This window comes from Janthinobacterium sp. GW822-FHT07H11 (assembly GCF_058798615.1).
Genome location: NZ_CM179507.1, coordinates 6,258,043 through 6,276,962, shown reverse-complemented (window position 1 = coordinate 6,276,962; position 18,920 = coordinate 6,258,043). Strand labels below are relative to the sequence as shown.

General features: G+C 63.9%; 21 protein-coding genes. 10 read left to right on the top strand and 11 right to left on the bottom strand.

Annotated features, from left to right (window positions below; all coding sequences use genetic code 11):
* Positions 1-22: 22 nt before the first annotated feature.
* Complete coding sequence (locus AC3RCJ_RS27815) at positions 23-637, top strand: glutathione S-transferase N-terminal domain-containing protein (RefSeq protein WP_492957423.1); 615 nt, start codon at positions 23-25, stop codon at positions 635-637.
* 180 nt (positions 638-817) lie between these two features.
* Here the strand turns inward: AC3RCJ_RS27815 and bfr are convergent, their stop codons facing one another.
* Positions 818-1,294 carry a bacterioferritin gene (gene bfr / locus AC3RCJ_RS27810; RefSeq protein WP_492957421.1) on the bottom strand — a complete coding sequence of 159 codons (477 nt, stop codon included), beginning with the start codon at positions 1,292-1,294 and terminating at the stop codon, positions 818-820.
* A 421-nt stretch (positions 1,295-1,715) separates the two neighbouring features.
* On the opposite strand from bfr, the gene AC3RCJ_RS27805 reads away from it, so the two are divergent.
* Positions 1,716-2,396: a Fe2+-dependent dioxygenase gene (locus tag AC3RCJ_RS27805; protein WP_492957419.1), complete on the top strand. Its 681-nt coding sequence runs from the start codon at positions 1,716-1,718 to the stop codon at positions 2,394-2,396.
* A 258-nt stretch (positions 2,397-2,654) separates the two neighbouring features.
* Here the strand turns inward: AC3RCJ_RS27805 and AC3RCJ_RS27800 are convergent, their stop codons facing one another.
* On the bottom strand, positions 2,655-3,356 hold the full coding sequence (locus tag AC3RCJ_RS27800) for an energy transducer TonB (RefSeq protein ID WP_492957417.1): 702 nt from the start codon (positions 3,354-3,356) through the stop codon (positions 2,655-2,657).
* Between the two features lie 16 nt (positions 3,357-3,372).
* Positions 3,373-3,588, bottom strand: a complete 216-nt coding sequence (locus tag AC3RCJ_RS27795; RefSeq protein WP_131387646.1) for a (2Fe-2S)-binding protein — start codon at positions 3,586-3,588, stop codon at positions 3,373-3,375.
* Positions 3,589-3,993: 405 nt separating this feature from the next.
* Between AC3RCJ_RS27795 and AC3RCJ_RS27790 the strand changes: the two genes are divergently transcribed.
* The 4 genes from AC3RCJ_RS27790 (at position 3,994) to AC3RCJ_RS27775 (ending at position 6,699) form a co-directional block, all read left to right on the top strand.
* Positions 3,994-4,278, top strand: a complete 285-nt coding sequence (locus AC3RCJ_RS27790; RefSeq protein WP_492957415.1) for a FeoA family protein — start codon at positions 3,994-3,996, stop codon at positions 4,276-4,278.
* Between the two features lie 2 nt (positions 4,279-4,280).
* Positions 4,281-6,182 (top strand): ferrous iron transporter B, encoded by a 1,902-nt coding sequence (feoB, locus tag AC3RCJ_RS27785; protein ID WP_492957414.1) that lies wholly within the window; start codon positions 4,281-4,283, stop codon positions 6,180-6,182.
* A 9-nt stretch (positions 6,183-6,191) separates the two neighbouring features.
* Positions 6,192-6,473, top strand: a complete 282-nt coding sequence (locus tag AC3RCJ_RS27780; RefSeq protein ID WP_492957413.1) for a DUF6587 family protein — start codon at positions 6,192-6,194, stop codon at positions 6,471-6,473.
* Between the two features lie 64 nt (positions 6,474-6,537).
* Positions 6,538-6,699 carry a hypothetical protein gene (locus AC3RCJ_RS27775; RefSeq protein WP_429238894.1) on the top strand — a complete coding sequence of 54 codons (162 nt, stop codon included), beginning with the start codon at positions 6,538-6,540 and terminating at the stop codon, positions 6,697-6,699.
* A gap of 35 nt (positions 6,700-6,734) precedes the next feature.
* Here the strand turns inward: AC3RCJ_RS27775 and AC3RCJ_RS27770 are convergent, their stop codons facing one another.
* The gene (locus AC3RCJ_RS27770; protein WP_492957412.1) at positions 6,735-7,655 is read right to left on the bottom strand and encodes an AraC family transcriptional regulator; all 921 of its coding nucleotides are present in this window, start codon (positions 7,653-7,655) and stop codon (positions 6,735-6,737) included.
* Between the two features lie 137 nt (positions 7,656-7,792).
* Here AC3RCJ_RS27770 and AC3RCJ_RS27765 point away from each other — a divergent pair, with 137 nt between their 5' ends.
* Entirely contained in the window at positions 7,793-8,773 is a 981-nt protein-coding gene (locus tag AC3RCJ_RS27765) for an oxidoreductase (RefSeq protein WP_492957542.1), read from the top strand.
* Positions 8,774-8,818: 45 nt separating this feature from the next.
* Here the strand turns inward: AC3RCJ_RS27765 and nagZ are convergent, their stop codons facing one another.
* The 4 genes from nagZ to AC3RCJ_RS27745 form a co-directional block, all read right to left on the bottom strand.
* The gene (gene nagZ, locus AC3RCJ_RS27760) at positions 8,819-10,360 is read right to left on the bottom strand and encodes a beta-N-acetylhexosaminidase (protein ID WP_492957411.1); all 1,542 of its coding nucleotides are present in this window, start codon (positions 10,358-10,360) and stop codon (positions 8,819-8,821) included.
* A gap of 181 nt (positions 10,361-10,541) precedes the next feature.
* The gene (locus AC3RCJ_RS27755; protein WP_492957410.1) at positions 10,542-12,152 is read right to left on the bottom strand and encodes an FMN-binding glutamate synthase family protein; all 1,611 of its coding nucleotides are present in this window, start codon (positions 12,150-12,152) and stop codon (positions 10,542-10,544) included.
* 106 nt (positions 12,153-12,258) lie between these two features.
* Entirely contained in the window at positions 12,259-13,272 is a 1,014-nt protein-coding gene (locus AC3RCJ_RS27750) for a M48 family metallopeptidase (RefSeq protein ID WP_492957409.1), read from the bottom strand.
* A 1-nt stretch (position 13,273) separates the two neighbouring features.
* A complete protein-coding gene (locus tag AC3RCJ_RS27745; RefSeq protein ID WP_492957408.1) occupies positions 13,274-14,323 on the bottom strand; it encodes a YjgN family protein in 1,050 nt (349 codons plus the stop codon).
* Between the two features lie 165 nt (positions 14,324-14,488).
* On the opposite strand from AC3RCJ_RS27745, the gene AC3RCJ_RS27740 reads away from it, so the two are divergent.
* The 3 genes from AC3RCJ_RS27740 (at position 14,489) to AC3RCJ_RS27730 (ending at position 16,716) form a co-directional block, all read left to right on the top strand.
* Positions 14,489-15,160 carry a glutathione S-transferase gene (locus AC3RCJ_RS27740; protein ID WP_492957407.1) on the top strand — a complete coding sequence of 224 codons (672 nt, stop codon included), beginning with the start codon at positions 14,489-14,491 and terminating at the stop codon, positions 15,158-15,160.
* A 216-nt stretch (positions 15,161-15,376) separates the two neighbouring features.
* Positions 15,377-16,150 carry a 5'-3' exonuclease gene (locus AC3RCJ_RS27735; protein ID WP_070220600.1) on the top strand — a complete coding sequence of 258 codons (774 nt, stop codon included), beginning with the start codon at positions 15,377-15,379 and terminating at the stop codon, positions 16,148-16,150.
* 146 nt (positions 16,151-16,296) lie between these two features.
* Positions 16,297-16,716, top strand: coding sequence for a response regulator (locus AC3RCJ_RS27730; protein WP_436541549.1), 420 nt, complete (start codon positions 16,297-16,299; stop codon positions 16,714-16,716).
* A 20-nt stretch (positions 16,717-16,736) separates the two neighbouring features.
* Here the strand turns inward: AC3RCJ_RS27730 and AC3RCJ_RS27725 are convergent, their stop codons facing one another.
* Genes AC3RCJ_RS27725 through AC3RCJ_RS27715 form a run of 3 tightly spaced genes read right to left on the bottom strand, consistent with a single transcriptional unit; the run spans position 16,737 to position 18,533 of the window.
* Positions 16,737-16,883 carry a hypothetical protein gene (locus tag AC3RCJ_RS27725; protein ID WP_180338539.1) on the bottom strand — a complete coding sequence of 49 codons (147 nt, stop codon included), beginning with the start codon at positions 16,881-16,883 and terminating at the stop codon, positions 16,737-16,739.
* Between the two features lie 23 nt (positions 16,884-16,906).
* Positions 16,907-18,022, bottom strand: coding sequence for a tRNA 2-thiouridine(34) synthase MnmA (mnmA, locus tag AC3RCJ_RS27720; protein WP_492957406.1), 1,116 nt, complete (start codon positions 18,020-18,022; stop codon positions 16,907-16,909).
* Between the two features lie 31 nt (positions 18,023-18,053).
* Positions 18,054-18,533 (bottom strand): NUDIX hydrolase, encoded by a 480-nt coding sequence (locus AC3RCJ_RS27715; protein WP_492957405.1) that lies wholly within the window; start codon positions 18,531-18,533, stop codon positions 18,054-18,056.
* Positions 18,534-18,920: the final 387 nt, after the last annotated feature.

Genomic DNA, 18,920 nt, shown 5'->3' with positions numbered 1-18,920 from the left:
GCTCCTTTACCTTAAAGTACCTATGAAACTGATCGGCTCCCTCGCCAGCCCGTATGTCCGCAAAGCCCGCATCGTGCTGGCGGAAAAAAAGCTCGACTATGTCTTCGAGCTGGAAAACGTGTGGGTACCGGAAACCCGCATCGCCCAGGCCAATCCGCTGGGCAAGGTGCCCTGCCTGGTGATGGAAGATGGCAGCACGCTCATCGATTCGAAAGTCATCGTCGAATACCTCGACACGCTCACGCCCGTGTGCAAGCTGCTGCCGGCCGGCGGCAATGGCCGCGAGCGGGCCGATATCAAGAACTGGGAAGCGCTGGCCGACGGCATCCTCGACGCGGGCGTGCTGGTGCGCCTGGAGCGCACGCAGCGCCCGCCCGAGCAGCAAAGCGCGGCCTGGATCGCGCGCCAGCTGGAAAAAGTCACGCTGGGCCTGGCGGCGCTGGAAGCGCGCCTGGGCGAGAGCGCCTATTGCGCCGGCAAAAGCTACACCCTGGCCGATGTGGCCGTGGGCTGTACCCTGGGCTGGCTCAGCTTCCGCTTCCCGGAAATCGACTGGCGCGCCGATCACCCCGCGCTGGCGCGCCTGTTCGACAAGCTATCTGAACGGCCATCGTTCAAGGACACCGTGCCGCAGTAAAGGCCCGGACGTAAAAAAACCGGCAACTGCCGGTTTTTTTATTTCACCACCAAGGTGACGACGCCTGATAAAACCGTCGCGAGCCGAAGGAAGAGGCGGTCGAGAAGCGCAACCGTACTGGAGTACGGTGAGCATCGCAGGCCGCCTATGCCGACGCGCAGCAGGTTTTATCAGGTGTTATCACTCCTCAACGGCCATCTGGCTTTGCAGGTAGTTCTGGATGCCGACCTTGTCGATCAGGTCGATCTGCGTTTCCAGCCAGTCGATATGCTCTTCCGTGTCTTCCATGATCATCAGGAACAGGTCGCGCGAGACATAGTCGCCGGCTTTTTCGCAGGTGGCGATGCCTTCCTTGACGGTGGCGTGCGCGGCGCGCTCCAGTTTCAAGTCGCATGCCAGCATTTCCGGCGTGTTCTCACCGATCAGCAGCTTGTGCAGCGCTTGCAGGTTAGGCAGGCCGTCGAGCATCAGGATGCGGTCGATCAGCTTGTCGGCGTGTTTCATTTCGCCGATCGATTCCTCGTATTCCTTCTTGCCCAGCTTTTCCAGGCCCCAGTGCTTGTACATGCGCGCATGCAGGAAGTACTGGTTGATGGCGGACAGTTCGTTGGTGAGCTGTGCGTTGAGCAAGCGGATGACTTCTTTATCGCCCTTCATGGGATTTCCTTTGTTCTGTGTCGCGTTCGATGATGAAACCGGAGGCTGTTGGCGGCCACGGCCGGGTGGCGCAGGGCTGCCTGGTGGCGCGCAGGTTGCCGGTTTCGCTATGCCCGCATGATAGCGCAAAAAGTGGGCGTTTTTTGCTGCGAAACGGCCATTTTCCGTCTTTTTGACGTAAATATCGTGCGAATAAAACCCATTCTCAAGTGGATCCCCGTACTTTTCCGTTTTTTATTTGTTAAGGAAAATGAAGGCCATTCTCATTCGCGTTCATGGTGCCGTTTGTGTGCGGCCCGCGCATTGGCGCGGCGGCATGGAAACGACGGAAAATGTTTGTGCCGTTCTTGCTTTTGGCTATTCTGGCCGGGCAGTGGCGATGCGATAATCAGGCAGCGATTTTTACTGAGAGGATAGCAAGATGATGCTGCATATACCCGGCGTGCTGACGCCGGAACAGGTGGCGCAGTTTCGCCAGCGCCTGGCGCAGACGGACTGGGTCGACGGGCGCGCCAGCGTCGGGGCGCAGGGCGCGCAGGTCAAGCGCAACCGCCAGCTGGCCGAAGGTTCGCCGCTGGCGCTGGAGCTGGGCGAGATCGTCAGCCGCGCGCTGATGGCCAATCCGTTGTTCTTCTCCGCCGTGCTGCCGCTGCGCATCCTGCCGCCCTTCTTCAACAGCTATGCGGGCGGCGAGCATTATGGCTTGCACATCGACGGTGCCATCCGCACGCCGAAGAACGGCATGCAGTCGATGCGCGCCGACGTCTCCTCGACCGTGTTTTTGAGCGAGCCGGAGGAATACGAGGGCGGCGAGCTGGTGGTGGTCGATGCATACGGCACGCATGAAGTGAAACTGCCGGCCGGCGACGTCATCGTGTATCCGTCGAGCAGCGTGCATCAGGTGCTGCCCGTCACCAGCGGCGAGCGCATCTGCTCTTTCCTGTGGACGCAAAGCATGGTGCGCGAGGATTGGAAACGCAGCATGCTGTTTGAGCTCGATCAAAACATCCAGAGCGTGCGGGGCGAGCACGGCGATTCGCCGGCGACCGTGGGCTTGACGGGGCATTATCACAACCTGCTCAGAATGTGGGCGGAGATGTAACGCGAAACACGCATGGCGGCGTTGCTCAGGCTCGCCGTACATTCGTACTGTCTTCGCCTTCGCGCCTTGCCCTGCGCGCTACGCGGTGCGGTCGCGCAAATGCGCAGGCAAAAAAAAGTCTGCCTGGCCCGGGGATGTAGGCTGGCAGACTGAAACAAGCAGTTGCTTGACTGGTACAGAAAACAGGGCGCAAGGAAGCAAGCAGGGCACGGGGTGCGGTGCTTGCGGGCTGGCAGCGGCGCCGTGGCCGCCGGAAGGCTAGCTCAGCTGGAAGGTCAGCGGTACCAAAACGTAGACGGGGACGGGTTTGCCGTTCTCGATCATCGGCTTGAACAGCGCGCGCTGCGCGGCCTGGCGGCCCGCTTCATCGAGGTTGCTGTAGCCGGTGGATTTATGGATCAGGATTTGCTCGGGCAAGCCCTTTTCGTTGATCAGGATGCGCAGCACCACGGTGCCGCTTTCGCCCAGGCGGCGCGACAGGTTCGGATACACCAGTTGCGGCGCCTTGATGTATTCGACGCTGCTGACGGTGCGCGGCGTCGATGGGGCCGGCGGTGTCGGCGATGGTGCCGCTGGCGCCGTCGGCGCGGCGGTGGCCACGGGCGCCGCTTCGGCGCGCGTCGGCTGTGGCGGCGTGATCGTCGGTTCCGTGGGCGCCACGGCGATCAGCGGCAGCGGCGGGATCACGGCGCGCGGCATGGGCGCGCTCAGTTCCACGGTTTTCGGTACGGACGGCGCCGGCGGCTTGGGCGGCGCCGGCGGGGCGATGATGCTGATGGTGGTGATGGTCGGCATGGCCGCCGTGACGACGCGGCTCAGCAGGCCGCTCTGGATGGCGTAAAAGCCGGCGATATGCAGGACGACGATGGCCATCAGCGGCGCGAACTTGCTGCGCTTCTTGTCGAAGTCGGCAAATTGCTGCACGGCCTGCACCGTTACGGGCGGGGGCATCATCGTCATGGCATTCATCGCTTTCTTAGTTGGTCAGTACGGCTCGCATCAATACGGTTTCTTGCAGCACCACGGTGGCGTTCAGGTGATCATTCAGCACTTCCCGCGCACAGGTATGGCACTTGCCGCAGCAGGTGGCCACGCCCAGGTCGCGGCGCAGTTCGGCCATGCTGGACAGGCCAAGATCGACGGCTTGACGGATTTCACGATCAGATATGTTGTTGCAGACACATACAATCATTGATACACCTTCTGGCTGGATGATGAAAAGACACTAGTGCTGCGAAGCATTGTTGCTAGTGTTTTAATGAGAATCATTATCATTACGTTTCATTGTCGCGCAAAGCGCAGGACAATGCAAGCGATTTTGATCAAGTGTGCGGCGCCTGGCGGCCTGCCGCAGTGTCTCGATATGCCGCTTGCGCGGATGACGCAGCCCTTGGCGGGGGCGGCTCTCCGGGCTAAATAAAAACTATTCGCATTCATGTTTATAATGCTGGTATTGTCTCGGACGGTCACCGCCTGAAACTCGCTGAATGGCCTGCTTGTCGGTATTGCGCAACAGCCTGCGCTACCTCCCGACGCCTGGCACACCTGGCCGCGCCAGGTTGATGTCCGGTGTGCTTAATTTGAACGGAATTTGCTCATGACTCTAGTTCCACCCCTGATGACGCTCGATGCGCTGGCAGTCGGCCAGAGCGGCACGGTGTTGCATATCACCCCCCACGCGGCCGGACAGACGGAGGACGGCGTCGACCTGGCACGGCGATTGATGGAGCTGGGCTTCGTTCCCGGCGAACGACTGCGCATGCTCAAGCGCGGGCTTCCCGGCGGCGATCCGCTGGCCATCAAGGTCGGCAATGCCACGTTCGCACTGCGCCGCTTCGAAGCGGCGCTGATTACGATTCAACCGCTGATTCAACCGGAATAATTATGGGTGCCGTAGAAACTATCGTGGAAGCGGGCACGCACAAGCCGCCGCACCAGCCGCAAATCGCCTTGCTGGGCAATCCGAACTGCGGCAAGACGGCCCTGTTCAACCGCCTGACGGGCGCGCGCCAGAAAGTGGCGAACTACGCCGGCGTGACCATCGAACGCAAGGAAGGCCATTTCACCTCACCCAACGGCAAGCCGGTGCGCGTGCTCGACCTGCCAGGCGCCTACAGCCTGTCGGCCACCACGCCCGATGAAGCCATCACGCGCGACGTGGTGGGCGGCTTGCGCCCCGGCGACCCGCGTCCGGATGCCATCATCTGCGTCGTCGACGCCACCAATTTGCGCCTGAACCTGCGCCTGGTGCTGGAAGTCAAGCGCCTGGGCCTGCCGATGCTGCTGTCGTTGAACATGACGGACGTGGCGCGCAAGCGCGGCATCGAGATCGATGTGGCCAAGCTGTCGCAGGAACTGGGCATGCCCGTGGTGGAAACCGTCGCGGTGCAGCATGACGGCGAAAAAGCCTTGTTGGGCGCCATCGACGCCATGCTGCCGCTGCCCGTGGTGGACGCGAAACCGCTGGCGGCCATCGATGCCGTCAGCGTCGAAGAAACCCAGCGCGAAGTGCGCCGCATCCTGGCCGCCGTCAGCAACGACACGCGCGACAGCGGCAACCTGACGGAAAAGATCGACGACGTGGTGCTGCACCCCGTCTTCGGCCCGCTCATCCTGGCCGTGCTGATGTTCCTGATCTTCCAGGCCGTGTTTGCCTGGGCCGCCACGCCGATGGAAATGATCACCGATGGCGTGGGCCACCTGGGCGCCGTGCTGACGGCGAACATGCCCGACGGCCACCTGAAAAGCCTGCTGGTGGAAGGCATCATCGGCGGCGTCGGCAGCGTGCTGGTATTCCTGCCGCAAATCTTGATCCTGTTCTTCTTTATTTTGAGCCTGGAAGACTGCGGCTACCTGCCGCGCGCGGCCTTTTTGCTGGACCGCCTGATGGGCGGCGTGGGCCTGTCGGGCCGCGCCTTCATCCCGCTGTTGTCGAGCTTTGCCTGCGCCATTCCCGGCGTGATGGCGGCGCGCACCATCCAGAATCCGCGCGACCGCCTGGTGACCATCATGATCGCGCCGCTGATGACCTGCTCGGCGCGCCTGCCCGTGTATGCGCTGATCATCGCCGCCTTCATCCCCGAGCGCCAGGTGTGGGGCTACCTGAGCCTGCAAGGCCTGGTGCTGTTTGCGCTGTACTTCGCCGGCATCATCTCGGCCATGGCCGTGGCCTGGGTCATGAAGCGCGGCATGGGCGTGCGCGGCAACCAGCCGCTGCTGCTGGAGCTGCCCGCGTATCACTGGCCGCACCTGCGCAACCTGGCCGTCAGCCTGTGGGAACGCGCGAAGATCTTCCTCACGCGCGTCGGTACCATCATCCTGAGCCTGATGATCATCCTGTGGTTCCTCAGCACCTTCCCCGGCGCGCCGGACAACGCGATCCATCCGCCCATCTACTACAGCCTGGCGGGCATCCTGGGCCGCGGCCTGGAAGTGATCTTCGCGCCCATCGGTTTCAACTGGCAGATCTGCATCGCGCTGGTGCCGGGCATGGCGGCCCGTGAAGTGGCCGTCGGCGCCCTGGGCACCGTGTATGCGCTGTCGCAAACGGGCGACGCGCTGGCCACCACGCTGGAGCCGTTGATCGCCCATTCATGGTCGATGGCCACCGCGCTGTCCTTGCTGGCCTGGTATGTGTTCGCGCCGCAGTGCCTGTCGACGCTCTCCGTGGTGAAACGCGAGACGGGCGGCTGGCGCTATCCGCTGCTGATGGCCGGCTACATGTTCGCCCTGGCGTATGCCGCCTCGTTCATCACGTACCGCATCGCCCTGTTGCTGGGTGCTTAGGAGAAAACCATGTGGCAAACCATTATCGTCGCCCTCATCGTCGCCGCCGCGCTGCTGCATTTTTCGACCAAGTACCTGCCGGCGGGCGTGCGCCGCGCCATCGTGCGTGGCCTGGTGCGCTGCGGCCTCGATGAGGCGAAGCTGTCCACCTTCTTCAAGGTGGCGCCCGGCTGCGGCAGCGGCTGCGGCTCCTGCGGTTCCTGCGACAGCCCGCCGCCGCCGTCCGCCACGCCGCCGGCCGACGGCAGCAGCAAGCGCGTGATCCTGCTGCAGGTACAGCGCCAGGATTGATATACGTCTGGCCACGGGCGCGCCCGTGGGCTACACTGGGCTTTCCGCATGGCAAGGAGTGGCAATGGCGATACTGTTGATCTTCATGTTTCTGTTTGCGGTCGCCACCTGGCTGCTGGCCAGCCGGCGCGGCCGCCACGGGGGACTCTGGTTCGGCATCGGCCTGTTCCTCGGGCCGTTCGCCTTGCTGGCGGTGGCGGCCTTGCCGCCCGTCGTGGCGCGCTGACCCTGTCTTGTCAAAACCCGCAGCTGCGGGTTTTTTTACGCCTGCGCGGCCGCATGGCGCAGCCGGTACTGGCGCGGCGAGCAGGCCATGACGCGTTTGAAGGCGTGGCTGAAGGCGCTGTCCGAATCGTAGCCCAGCGCCTGCGCGATCGCGGCGATGGACGCGCCGCTGTCCTTCAGGCGCCGCGTGGCCAGGCGCATGCGCCAGCGCAGCAGGTAGTCGAGCGGCGTCACGCCCACCCTGGTCTTGAAATGCACGGCAAAGGCGGAGCGCGACTGGCCCGCGACGGCGGCCAGCTGCGCCAAGGTCCAGCGCTGCGCCGGCTGCGCATGCATGGCCTCGATGGCCGCGCGCAGCCGGGGATCGGCCAGCGCGAACAGCCAGCCTGCCGGGTGCGTAGCCTGCGCCGCCAGATACTGGCGCAGCATCTGCAGCAGCATCATGTGGCCCAGGTGGCGCGTCATCAGCGCCGCGCCGGGCGCCGTCGCCTGCAGTTCCTGCGCCAGCCGCTGCAAGGCCCAGTGCAGCACGCTGGCCTGGTCCGTGTCGCCGCGCACGTGCAGCAGCGGCGGCAGGCAGTCGAGCAGGATGGCCGCCTCGTCGCCAAAGCTGAAGCGTCCGCCGATGAGGAAAAAATCGTGCTGCGGCGCGCCGTGGCGGGCCACGCCGTGCTGCGCGTGCCGGTACACGTCCAGCGCCGGCGCGGCTGGCAGGCCGGGAGCGCTGGCCAGGGTGAACGTGCGTCCCGGCGCCAGCAGGAAGCAGTCGCCCGTCTGCAGCTGCACCGGAGCGTCGATGCCCGCGACCGTCAGCCAGCAGCCGCCTTCGATCACGGCGTTGAACTTGATGCCGTCCGGCGGCGGAAAGTCGATGGCCCAGTCGCCGCCCGCCTTCAGGCCGGCAAAGTAGGAGCTGCGCGTATCAAACAGCGAAAGTACATCGGAGAGCAAATCCATGGTGGGTTCAATTCTGGACGATGGCGATAGTATCAAAGATTCTACGCCATTCACAGTCCAGATCTTTGCGCGCAACATATCCATCTCGCCAGCCATTCGGACTGGCGCCACTTGCAAAGGCAGATTCCATGGACAGCATCAACAAGCAACAAACTCCCCTGCACTCCGGCTTCGATGCCGCCACGACCGCCACCGAGGCGCTGGCCGGGCGCGACCTGTCCGGCATGCAGGCCATCGTCACGGGCGGCGCATCGGGCCTGGGGCTGGAAACGGTGCGCGTGCTGGCCGGTGCCGGCGCCAGGGTACTGGTGCCGGCGCGCGACCCGCATCAGGCGCAAGCGGCCCTGGACGGCATGGCCGGCGTGGAGGTCGCCGCGCTCGACCTGCTCGATCCGCAATCGATCGACGCCTTTGCCGCCGCCTTTCTTGCCACCGGCTGCGCCCTGCACGTGCTGGTCAACGGCGCCGGCATCATGGCCACGCCCTTGCTGCGCGATGCGCGCGGTTACGAGGCGCAGTTCGCGACGAATCACCTGGGGCATTTCCAGCTGACGGCACGCCTGTGGCCCGCCCTGCGGCAGGCGCGGGGCGCGCGCGTGGTGTGCGTATCGTCGCTGGGACACCGGCAGGCGGGTGTCGACCTGGATGACCCGCATTTCCTGCGCCAGCCGTACGACAAATGGCGCGCGTATGCGCAGTCGAAAAGCGCCAATGCGCTGTTTGCCGTGGAGCTGGACCGGCGCGCTGCGGCGCACGGCGTGCGTGCCTTTTCGCTGCATCCGGGGGCCATCCTGACGCCGCTGGTGCGCCACCTGGACCGCGACGACTTGCGCCGGGTCGGGGCGCTCGATGACGAGGGCCAGGTAAATCCACTGCCGCAATCGGGTTTCAAGAATGTGGCGCAGGGCGCCGCCACGGCCGTCTGGTGCGCCACCAGCACGCAGCTCGAGGGCATGGGCGGCGTGTACTGCGAGGATGGCGATATCGCCGCCGTGGTGCCTGACGACAGCACGGGGCCGGGCGTGCGGCGCTGGGCGGCCGACCCCGCGCAGGCGCGCCGGCTATGGGCGCTGAGCGAGCAGATGACGGGCGTGCGCTTCGATGGCGACGCGGCATAAAAAATGCCGGGCAGTGCCCGGCATGTGCATGACGGCGGCGTGGCTTTACGCCTTGCCGGCCAGCTTGTCGACGACCGGCACCAGCGCGGCCGGGCGGCAGCCGAAGGCAGCCAGGCGGCCTTGCGCGTGGGGCGCCAGGTCCAGGTCATACGGCAAACGGCCCGCCACCAGCCACAGTTTATCCTGCGGCAGGGCCTCGACGAGGCGGCGTTGGCCGTCGACGAACATGGCATTATACGTCTGCAGCACGATCTGCTGCGCGCCTTGCGCAAAGGCGATGGCTTCGTTGACCTCGTCGTCCAGCGCTTCGGCCGACAAGGCGTATTCGCGCACGTCCAGGCCCGCTGCGAGCAGCGCCGGCAGCATCGAGCTGCGCGCTTCCTTGTTGCGGCCCAGCGCCACTTCGTCGATTTCGCTGCGCGAGCGCACTTCCACCGTCAGCAGGATCACGGGCAGGCCCGCGTCGAGCGGGCGGTATGCGCCTTGCACGCGCAGTGCCGCTTTTTGCAGCAGCTGCGACAGGGCCATGGCGGCCGGCTGCATCAGCGCCGGCGGGGCGACGGGACGTTCGCGCCAGTCGCGCACGGCGCGCTTGCGCTTGAGTTCCGCCACGCGCGCGCAAGCCGCGTCGATGCGGGCGATGGCAATGTCACCGCGCTCCACGGCGGCGACGACGGCGTCGATGGCCGCCGTCTGCTGCGCCTGGCGGTGCGAGATGAGGACGACGTCGGCGCCCGCCTGCAGGGTGGCGATGGCGCCCTGGGCGATGCCGATGCCGTCGGCAATCGCCGCCATTTCCAGGCAGTCGGTGATGACCACGCCCTTGTATTGCATTTCACCTCGCAGCAGGTCCGTCAGCACGCCTTTGGAGAGGGTGGCCGGCACGCTGGTGTCGGCCTCGAAGGCGGGGAAGACCACGTGCGCCGTCATGATGGCGTCCACGCCGCCGGCAATGGCCGCGCGGAACGGCGCCAGTTCCACGGCGCGCAGGCGTTCCTTGTCGTGCGGCACCAGCGCCATGGCGTAGTGCGTGTCGATGGCCGTGTCGCCGTGGCCGGGGAAGTGCTTGGCCGTGACGGCCAGGCCGCTGGCGCGCTGGCCGCGCATGGCCGCCATGCCGTACTCGATGACGGTGGCGGCATCTTCGCCATACGCGCGCACGCCGATGACGGGGTTGTTGCGGTTGTTGTTCACGTCCAGCACGGGCGCGAGCAGCAGGTTGATGCCCAGCTGGCGCATTTCGTCGCCGCTGATCTGGTTCATGCGCTCGCAGTCTTCCACGGAGCCGGCCGCCTGGAAGGCCATCGCGGCGGGAATCGGCGTGACGCCCTGCTCGATGCGCATGACCATGCCGCCTTCCTGGTCGATGGAAATCAAGAGCGGGATGTCGGACACTTCCGCGTTGATCTCCTGCAGCTCGCGGCACAGCGCGGACACTTGCGCGGGCGTGTGCACGTTGCGGCGGAACAGGATCACGCCGCCCACTTTCTTGTTGCGTATCAAGGTCTTGATATGCTCGTCCGCCTGCAGGGCGTCGAAGCCCACCATGAACAACTGTCCTACTTTCTCGCGCAAACCCTGCTCCATGCTGCAACTCCTCCGGTATTGATTGTGACGACGGCATACGTATTCTGGCACCGTGGTGGCGCATCGTGGCGGTCACCGGAAAAGCTGCCTTGGTTTTGTACTTATTTTGGTATTGTATTGGATTTGGGTTTTTGCGCAAGTGGTTATTAAGTGGTATTGCTCCACTTGCGCAAGCACCACCTCAATCGAGGCGCTGGAACGAGGCCGATTGCGCCTTGGGCCAGTACAGGCCGAACACGGGCGGCAGCTGCGGCAGCTGGCTCGGGTCGAGCAGCTGGCCTGCTTCCAGGAAGGGCAGCAGGGCCGACGCCAGTTTCACCTGGTTCGGCGAGATGCGCCGCACCAGATGGTGCGGGCGCAGCTCCTGCGGGTGCGCCAGGCCGGCGGCGGCGATCAGTTCGGCCAGCGCCTTCATGGTGTTCTGGTGGAAGTGCGCCACGCGGGCTATCTTGTCGGGCACCACCAGCGCGCGCTGGCGCTGTGGGTCCTGCGTGGCCACGCCCGTGGGGCAGCGGTCCGTGTGGCAGCTTTGCGACTGGATGCAGCCGAGTGCGAACATGAAGCCGCGCGCCGAATTGCACCAGTCGGCGCCCAGCGCCAGCAGGCGGGCGATGTCGAAGGCCGTGATGATCTTGCCCGAGCAGCCGATCTTGATCCGGTCGCGCAGGTTGGCGCCCACCAGGGTGTTATGCACGAGTACCAGCGCTTCCTGCAGCGGCGTGCCCACGTGGTCCGTGAATTCCAGGGGCGCCGCGCCCGTGCCGCCTTCGCTGCCGTCGACGACGATGAAGTCGGGCGTGATGCCCGTTTCCAGCATGGCTTTGACGATGGCGAAAAATTCCCACGGATGGCCGATGGCCAGCTTGAAGCCCGTCGGCTTGCCGCCGGAGAGCGTGCGCAGGCGGTCGATAAAGTGCAGCATCTCCAGCGGTGTGGAAAAGGCGCTGTGCGCCGCCGGCGAGACGCAATCCTCGCCCACCATCACGCCGCGCGTGGTGGCGATCTCGATCGTCACTTTTGGCCCGGGCAGCACGCCGCCGTGGCCCGGCTTGGCGCCCTGCGACATCTTCAGCTCGATCATTTTCACCTGCTCCGAGCTGGCGTTGGCGATGAAGCGTTCTTCCGAAAACGTGCCGTCCTGGTTGCGGCAGCCGAAGTAGCCGGAACCGATTTCCCACACCAGGTCGCCGCCGTTTTCACGGTGGTAGGGGCTGATGCTGCCTTCGCCCGTGTCGTGCATGAAGCCGCCGCTGCGCGCGCCGCCGTTCAGGGCCAGGATGGCGTTGGCCGACAGGGCGCCAAAGCTCATCGCCGAGATATTGAAGACGCTGGCCGAATACGGCTTGGTGCGCGGGCAGTCCGGATGGTTGCCGATCTCGATGCGGAAGTCGTGGCCCGTCACCTTGGCGGGGGCGATGGAGTGGTTGATCCATTCGTAGCCCGCTTCATATACGTCGAGCTGGGTGCCGAACGGGCGCTTGTCCGTCTGCTCCTTGGCGCGCTGGTAGACGATGCTGCGCTGGCTGCGCGAAAACGGCGTCGCCTCGCTGTCGCTTTCCAGGAAATACTGGCGGATTTCGGGGCGGATGCTCTCAAAAAAGAAGCGGAAATGCGCGAGGATGGGGTAGTTGCGACGCAGCGCGCGCTTCGTTTGCAGCAGGTCGCTGATGCCGACCAGGGTCAGGGCACCGGCCAGCACGGGCAGCCAGTAGTGATCGTAGAAAAACAGGGACAGGACAAAGATGGCTGCCGTCGCGATGAAGGTCAGGTAGCGAAATGGTACTAGGTGCATGGGCACTCCGGGGAAGTCAGACTGATACTGCCGAGTCTACCTTCGATTCGCGGAACGTGCTGGTGGGAAAGAACGCGGCGCCCGGCGGACGCCGCGTGCTCGCCGCTTAATGCCCGGCTGAGCGGATGCGTTCGACCCGTTCGGCGCTGGCCGGATGGCTCGACAGGTAGGGCGTGCCCTCGTCCAGCTTGCCCAGGGCGACAAACACTTGCGCCAGGTGTTCCAGCGCGATGCCGTTCTGGCGCAGCATGGCGATCGCGTAGTCGTCCGCCTCGCGCTCGACGTCGCGCGAATACTTCAAGTCCAGCAACAGCGGCGGCAGGGTCGCCACCACGGTCGAGACGTCGCCGAACAGCAGCGCCGCGCCGGCACCCACGGCGGAAGTCTGGATGATGCGCCGCGTCAGGTGGCGCTGCTGCAAATGCCCCAGTTCATGCGCGAGCACGCCCATGATGGCCAGGTCGTCCGGCAGCAGTTCCACCATTTCATCGGTCAGCACGATGTCGCCGGAGGGCAGGGCAAACGCATTCGGTCCAATCTTGCTTTTGCGGAAAACGATGCGGTGCACGGGCGTGCTGTTGCCGGGCGTGGCCAGGCGCGCGAACCGGGCGCGCAAGGCCTGCTGGCGCGCCGCATCGAGTTGACTTGGCGCAAACACGTGGCTGTCGAGGAAATCGAGCACGCCCTGGCCCAGCTGGCGCTCGACCGATTGCGGAATCGCATGGGCGATGCCTTGCGCCGCCAGCGGCAGCAGGTATTGATAGCTGAACCACAAGGCCAGGATGGTGGCCACGGCGGCGAACAGGGCGCCGCGCCAGCTTTGCTGCAGCCGCACCACCCAGCTGTCACGGTGGCCCGTGGCGTGCAGCAGGCGGTTGAACGCCGCCTGGTCGGCGATTTCCAGGTAGGCGCCATCGGCAAAGCTGACCTTGCGCACGGCGTGGCTGCTGCGCTCGGACACGTGCAGCTCGCCCAGCGGGCAGCTGCGTTCGAGATCGCCGGCCAGCACCGCCATGCCATCGCGCACGCTCAGGGTGACGTGGTACAGGCGCGAGGTCTGGCCGTCGAAATAGCGGGCCGGCACCGGGGCCGCGCCCTGCGCGTGGTGATCGAGCGTCATGCTACAGCGACAGGTCGAAGTCCAGCAGGTCGACCATGCCTTCGCCCGTGGCCGACACTTGCTGGCCCGTGGCGGCGACAAATTCGTCCAGGCTGCCATGCACGAGCACGGAAGTCGCTTCCAGGCGGTATTTCAGCCAGCGCACGTGGGCGAATGGCGCAAACAGGCCCAGCGTGACGACGACGCCCAGCAGGTTGGTCAGCATGACGAAGGTGGTGCGGCCCCAGGTCAGCTGCGACTGGAACTGGTGCTGCTGCAAGCGCGTGTGGTTCCAGATCAGGTTCTGGATCATGGTCAGGAACAGCGGCAGCACGGTGAAGGCCCACGCGTACAGGGCGGCCACGGCGCCGAAGATGCTGCCGGCCTTGGTGATGTCGTTGGCATGGCTGGCAAAGGCGGCAAAGACGCTGGCGAAGACGAAGAAGATCAGCACCACGAAGCCCGCCAGCAGCAGGGCGAAGAACAGCAGATAGGTTTTGTAGAAGCTGCCCACGCTGGCGTCAAAGCTGAACTGGCTGGTGCCGAAGCGGCTTTGCGTATGCTGGAAGCGCTTCAGGCGCTGGTGCAGGAAAGGCGTCATCAAGCCCAGGGTGAAGGTATTGAGGATGGGCAGCCACAGGAAGTACTTGTAGGCTTCCTTGGCGCTGCCGCCAAAGCCGAAGCGGATGCCGCGGTAGCTGGTGTTGTACAGCTTGAATTGCAGGCTTTTCCACACGAGCCATGGCAGCACGGCCATCATCAGCACCAGCATGACCAGGCCGACGATGGGCGAGATCTGGAAGGCGAGGTTGTAGCCGCCGATCAATACCACGGCCGCGATGCGGCCCTTCAGGATGGCCACGGCATTGCCGTGGTATTCGAAGCTGCCGCCGGCCAGGTGGGTGCTGGAATAGAAATAGCGGTTGCGGCGCACCTTGGCCCAGGCCGAATAGATGCCCAGGGTGACAATGCTCAGCAGCAGGTTGACGATCCAGATGCGGAAGTATTCGCTGCCGGTGGCGCTGAAGCTGATCGGTTCGCGCTTGACGTTCGGGTTGTTGTCGATATCCACGCCGGGGGTCCTTGCATATTAAAAAAGAAGCAAGATGCAGGATGCACAAGAAGTTGTCAATAAAAATATTGTTCGTGCGCAATATATTTCGGCTGGCACAGGCGTGCGCGTCCGGCGCCGCGCCCGGCTATACTGGGGTTCAATCACTGCTCACCAGGAAATGCCATGATCGTCGTCCATCACCTGAACAACTCGCGCTCGCAGCGCGTGCTCTGGCTGCTCGAGGAACTGGGCCTCGACTACGAAGTCAAGCGCTACCAGCGCGATCCGGCAACGATGCTGGCGCCCGCCTCGCTGAAGGCCGTGCACCCGCTGGGCAAGTCGCCCGTGATCACGGATGGCGCCAACACGATTGCCGAATCGGGCGCCATCATCGACTACCTGGTCGAACGCTACGGCAATGGCCGCCTGGTGCCGGCGGCTGGTTCCCCCGAGAAACTGCGCTGGACCTACTGGCTGCACTTCGCGGAAGGCTCGGCCATGCCGCCACTGCTGATGAAGCTGGTGTTCGACAAGGTGGTATCGTCGCCGATGCCGTTTTTCGCCAAGCCGATCGCGCGCGGCATCGCCGGCAAGGTCAAGAGCAGCTTCATCATGCCCAATATCAACAGCCAGCTGGCTTATATGGAAGCGGAGCTGGAGAAGACCAAATGGTTTGCCGGCAATGAATTCACGGCGGCCGACATCCAGATGAGCTTTCCGCTGGAAGCGGCCGCCATGCGCGGCGGGCTCGACGAACGCCTGCCGAAGCTGACGGCATTCCTGCAGCGCATCCATGCGCGGCCGGCCTATCAGCGCGCGCTTGAAAAAGGCGGGCCCTACGATTTCGCCAAATGAGAACGCCTAGCCAAACCTGTTGTGCGTCGCGACTTGCGGCCTGCGATGCTCACCGTACTTGAGTACGGTTGCGCTTCTTAGCCACAATTCACTTCCGCTCGCTACGGTTTTGTGAGGCGTTGTGACGCCGCGTACAACCTGCCAAGCGCAATTCGCTGGGAATAGTGCTTGCGCCATACGGTAAAATGATCGATTCAACCAGTATTTACTTACCGCATGGCCAGACTCCTCGCTATCGACGGCTTGAATATCGTACGCCGCGTCTACGAAGCCAGTCCTGAACCCGATTCCGACCTGAAGGCGGAGATCGCGCTGCGCCATGCGCTGTCGTCGTTCCGCACCCTCATCAACGACCACGAGCCGACGCACATCCTGCCGGCCTTCGACTTTGGCGGCCCTACCTGGCGCCACGCCCTGTATGCCGGCTACCGCGAGGGGCGCCAGCCCATGCCGCAAGTGCTGCGCGACGCCTTGCCCGGCTTTTACGCCACCCTGGCCAGCTTCGGCATGCACGTGGTCAGCATCCCCGAAGTGGAGGCCGACGACGTGATCGGCACGGCCGTCATGCGCTGGCTGCACGAGGGGCGCGGCGCGGCCGTCATCGCCACCACCGACAAGGATTTGCACGGCCTGATCGCCCACGGCGCGCTGGTGTGGGACCATTTCAAGGGCGTCTGGCACGACCATGCCTGGGTCGAAAAGAAGTTCGGCGTGCCGCCGGAACTGCTGCCCGACCTGCTGGCGCTGATGGGCGACGTCACCGACAGCATCCCCGGCGTGTCGAAGATCGGCCTGAAGACGGGGGCGAAACTGTTGCGCGCTTACGGCAATATCGACGCCGTGATGGCCGGCGCGGGCATTTTGCCCGGTGCGCTCGGTGAAAGCCTGCGAAAAGAGCGGGAAATACTGTATCTTTCAAGAAAGTTAGTAGAACTCAAGACGGACGTGACCTTAGGCGTGACCTGGAACAAGCTGGCGTGGGAAAAGTAGAGCGCCCAAAAAAAGCTCATGGCGTTGTTGCCTTGCCTCGTCGTACATTCGTACTGCCTTCGGCAACGCGCCTAGCCCTGAGCATTTTGATGGGCGCTCTCTGAGTGGAACTCGCAATAGAAAATCAAGCAAGGGAAGTAATCATGATGTTAAAGACAGTCCTGATCGATAGCAGCGCCGTGGCGCGCGGCCTGCTGAACACGGTACTGACCGATGGCGGCTACGATGTCTGCGGGCAGACGCATACCAGCGCGCTGGGGCTGGCGCTGCTGGTCAAGCACCACCCGCATTTCGTCTGCATCGCGCGCGAACAGGTGGAAGACGGCACGAATGTGGTGCAAACCATCCGCGCCCAGTATCCGAAGACGCTCATTTTCATGGTCTCGGGCGGCATCGATGCCGCCTCGCTGCAGGCGGCCCACGCCATGGGCGTGTCGGGCTTCATCGTGAAACCCTTCATGGCCGACACGGTCCTGAAAACCGTGCGCAATACCGTCATTGCCATGGTGCGCAAGCAGCAGCAGGCGCTTGCCGCCGCTGCGCAATCGAGCAACCAGCCCGACTGAACTGCTGGCATGGCCAGGTGTCAGTGGGTCAGGTAATACAGCGCCTGGCCCAATGACTTTCCGAGATGCAGCAAGCAATACGCCGCCGCACCCAGCAGCAAGCTGGCCTGCAGGACTACGGGTAAGGCATTCCATGCTGTGACAATCCGGGCGTGCAGCGTGTGCATCAGCGTCTCCTTTCAGTCCATGATCAGGCCAGGCCCGTCGCGCTGGCGATGATGCCGCCACCGAGGCACACGTCGCCGTCATACAGCACGGCCGACTGGCCCGGTGTGACGGCCCATTGCGCCTGGTCAAACGCCAGGCTGAAGTGTTCATTCCCCTCCGGCAACAGCTGGCAAGCCACGTCGGCCTGGCGGTAGCGCGTCTTGGCGCTCAAGGCGCCTGCCTGCGGCGCCGTGCCGGCGACCCAGCTGGCCTGGTCGGCCGTCAACGATGGCGACAGCAGCCACGGGTGGTCGTGGCCCTGCACCACCCACAGCGTGTTGTTGACGATATCCTTGCGCGCCACATACCAGGCGTCGCTGCTGCCATCGGCGTTCTGGTAGGACTTCACGCCGCCGATGCCGATGCCCTTGCGCTGGCCCAGCGTATAAAAACTCAGTCCCACGTGTTCGCCCACCGTCTTGCCGTCGGCCGTTTTCATCGGGCCCGGCTTGAACGACAGGTAGCGGTTCAGGAATTCGCGGAACGGGCGCTCGCCAATGAAGCAGATACCCGTGGAATCCTTCTTCTGCGCGTTCGGCAGGGCCAGTTTCTCGGCGATCTGGCGCACTTGCGTCTTCGGGATCTCGCCGAGCGGAAACAGGGTTTTGGACAGCTGCGCCTGGTTCAAACGGTGCAGGAAATAGCTTTGATCCTTGCTGGCGTCGACGGCCTTGAGCAGTTCATAACGGCCCGCGTCGGTCGGCGCCTGGCGCACGCGCGCGTAGTGGCCGGTGGCGATCAGGTCGGCGCCCAGGGTCATGGCGTGGTCGAGGAAGGCCTTGAACTTGATTTCGGCATTGCACAGCACATCCGGGTTCGGCGTGCGGCCGGCCTGGTATTCGCGCAGGAAGTCGGCGAACACGCGGTCCTTGTATTCGGAGGCGAAATTGACGGCCTCGATGTCGACGCCGATGACGTCGGCCACGCTGGCCGCGTCGATCCAGTCCTGGCGCGTCGAGCAGTATTCCGAATCGTCGTCGTCTTCCCAGTTTTTCATGAACAGGCCGATCACTTCATAGCCCTGTTCCTTCAGCATCCATGCCGCGACCGAGGAATCGACCCCGCCTGACATGCCGATCACGACTTTCTTCTTGCTCATCTTGCTTTCCAGTGTACTTTAGATAATATTGCTATGCGCTATTGAAAACGGATGCATGCGTGTGCAGCAGGGCCAGCGGCGCGCGCCGGCCGGCCAGGTATTCGTCCACGCACTGCAGCACCAGCGGGCTGCGGTGGCGTTCCTGGCACGCCGCCAGTTCGTCGCGCGTCATCCACAGCGTGCGGATGATGCCCTCGTCCAGCGGGCGGTCATGCTCGGCGCCGGCCGTGCCGCAAAAGGTGAAGCGCAAATAGGTCACGTCCTCGCCCGTGCGCACCGACTGGTAGCGCGACATATACATGCCGACCAGTGCCGTGGGAATGAAATCGTAGGCCGCTTCTTCCAGCGTTTCGCGGATCACCGCCTGCTCCAGCGACTCGAACGGGTCGAGGTGGCCGGCCGGTTGATTGATCTTGATGCCTTCGCTGGTCTCTTCTTCAATCAGTAAAAACAGGCCGTCGCGCTCGACGATGGCGGCAACGGTGACAGAGGGTTTCCAGATTCTCGGCATGATTCCATCCTTGAAAGAGCCGACATTTTATCTTGTTCTGCGCGCGCGGTTTGAACCCGGCCTTCAGTTGCGCGGACATATTGATAAATGACAACGTTTTAGCAAATAGCGGTGGGAGGTACTTACGTCTTTCCCGTGGAGCGCACTAGCATGGGGGCTTAGTCGGCAAGATGGCAGGAAACGCCCGCTAATATAGGCTTTCCCTGTGGTCAAAACAAGCACGCACGCAAGCTCGACTGTGGTGAGATTGACACACCTTTCCCACAATATGGTCGCTGCGCCGCATGGTGAAACGAATCGGGGGATGTTGATGAAATTAGTGTCGTACGACTAAAAGTTGCTGGTTCACAAACGTTTAACGCGCTGCTTTCCGTGTTAGATTCTAGT

What these genes read in the sequence shown, in the direction of transcription:
- feoB (WP_492957414.1), top strand. Translation starts at nt 4,281, where the DNA reads ATGGGTGCCGTAGAAACTATCGTGGAAGCGGGCACGCACAAGCCGCCG.
- AC3RCJ_RS27755 (WP_492957410.1), bottom strand. Translation starts at nt 12,152, where the DNA reads ATGCACCTAGTACCATTTCGCTACCTGACCTTCATCGCGACGGCAGCC.
- bfr (WP_492957421.1), bottom strand. Translation starts at nt 1,294, where the DNA reads ATGAAGGGCGATAAAGAAGTCATCCGCTTGCTCAACGCACAGCTCACC.
- nagZ (WP_492957411.1), bottom strand. Translation starts at nt 10,360, where the DNA reads ATGGAGCAGGGTTTGCGCGAGAAAGTAGGACAGTTGTTCATGGTGGGC.
- AC3RCJ_RS27815 (WP_492957423.1), top strand. Translation starts at nt 23, where the DNA reads ATGAAACTGATCGGCTCCCTCGCCAGCCCGTATGTCCGCAAAGCCCGC.
- AC3RCJ_RS27725 (WP_180338539.1), bottom strand. Translation starts at nt 16,883, where the DNA reads ATGCACACGCTGCACGCCCGGATTGTCACAGCATGGAATGCCTTACCC.
- AC3RCJ_RS27775 (WP_429238894.1), top strand. Translation starts at nt 6,538, where the DNA reads ATGGCGATACTGTTGATCTTCATGTTTCTGTTTGCGGTCGCCACCTGG.
- AC3RCJ_RS27805 (WP_492957419.1), top strand. Translation starts at nt 1,716, where the DNA reads ATGATGCTGCATATACCCGGCGTGCTGACGCCGGAACAGGTGGCGCAG.
- AC3RCJ_RS27790 (WP_492957415.1), top strand. Translation starts at nt 3,994, where the DNA reads ATGACTCTAGTTCCACCCCTGATGACGCTCGATGCGCTGGCAGTCGGC.
- AC3RCJ_RS27780 (WP_492957413.1), top strand. Translation starts at nt 6,192, where the DNA reads ATGTGGCAAACCATTATCGTCGCCCTCATCGTCGCCGCCGCGCTGCTG.
- AC3RCJ_RS27735 (WP_070220600.1), top strand. Translation starts at nt 15,377, where the DNA reads ATGGCCAGACTCCTCGCTATCGACGGCTTGAATATCGTACGCCGCGTC.
- mnmA (WP_492957406.1), bottom strand. Translation starts at nt 18,022, where the DNA reads ATGAGCAAGAAGAAAGTCGTGATCGGCATGTCAGGCGGGGTCGATTCC.
- AC3RCJ_RS27740 (WP_492957407.1), top strand. Translation starts at nt 14,489, where the DNA reads ATGATCGTCGTCCATCACCTGAACAACTCGCGCTCGCAGCGCGTGCTC.
- AC3RCJ_RS27750 (WP_492957409.1), bottom strand. Translation starts at nt 13,272, where the DNA reads ATGACGCTCGATCACCACGCGCAGGGCGCGGCCCCGGTGCCGGCCCGC.
- AC3RCJ_RS27730 (WP_436541549.1), top strand. Translation starts at nt 16,297, where the DNA reads ATGTTAAAGACAGTCCTGATCGATAGCAGCGCCGTGGCGCGCGGCCTG.
- AC3RCJ_RS27795 (WP_131387646.1), bottom strand. Translation starts at nt 3,588, where the DNA reads ATGATTGTATGTGTCTGCAACAACATATCTGATCGTGAAATCCGTCAA.
- AC3RCJ_RS27715 (WP_492957405.1), bottom strand. Translation starts at nt 18,533, where the DNA reads ATGCCGAGAATCTGGAAACCCTCTGTCACCGTTGCCGCCATCGTCGAG.
- AC3RCJ_RS27770 (WP_492957412.1), bottom strand. Translation starts at nt 7,655, where the DNA reads ATGGATTTGCTCTCCGATGTACTTTCGCTGTTTGATACGCGCAGCTCC.
- AC3RCJ_RS27800 (WP_492957417.1), bottom strand. Translation starts at nt 3,356, where the DNA reads ATGACGATGATGCCCCCGCCCGTAACGGTGCAGGCCGTGCAGCAATTT.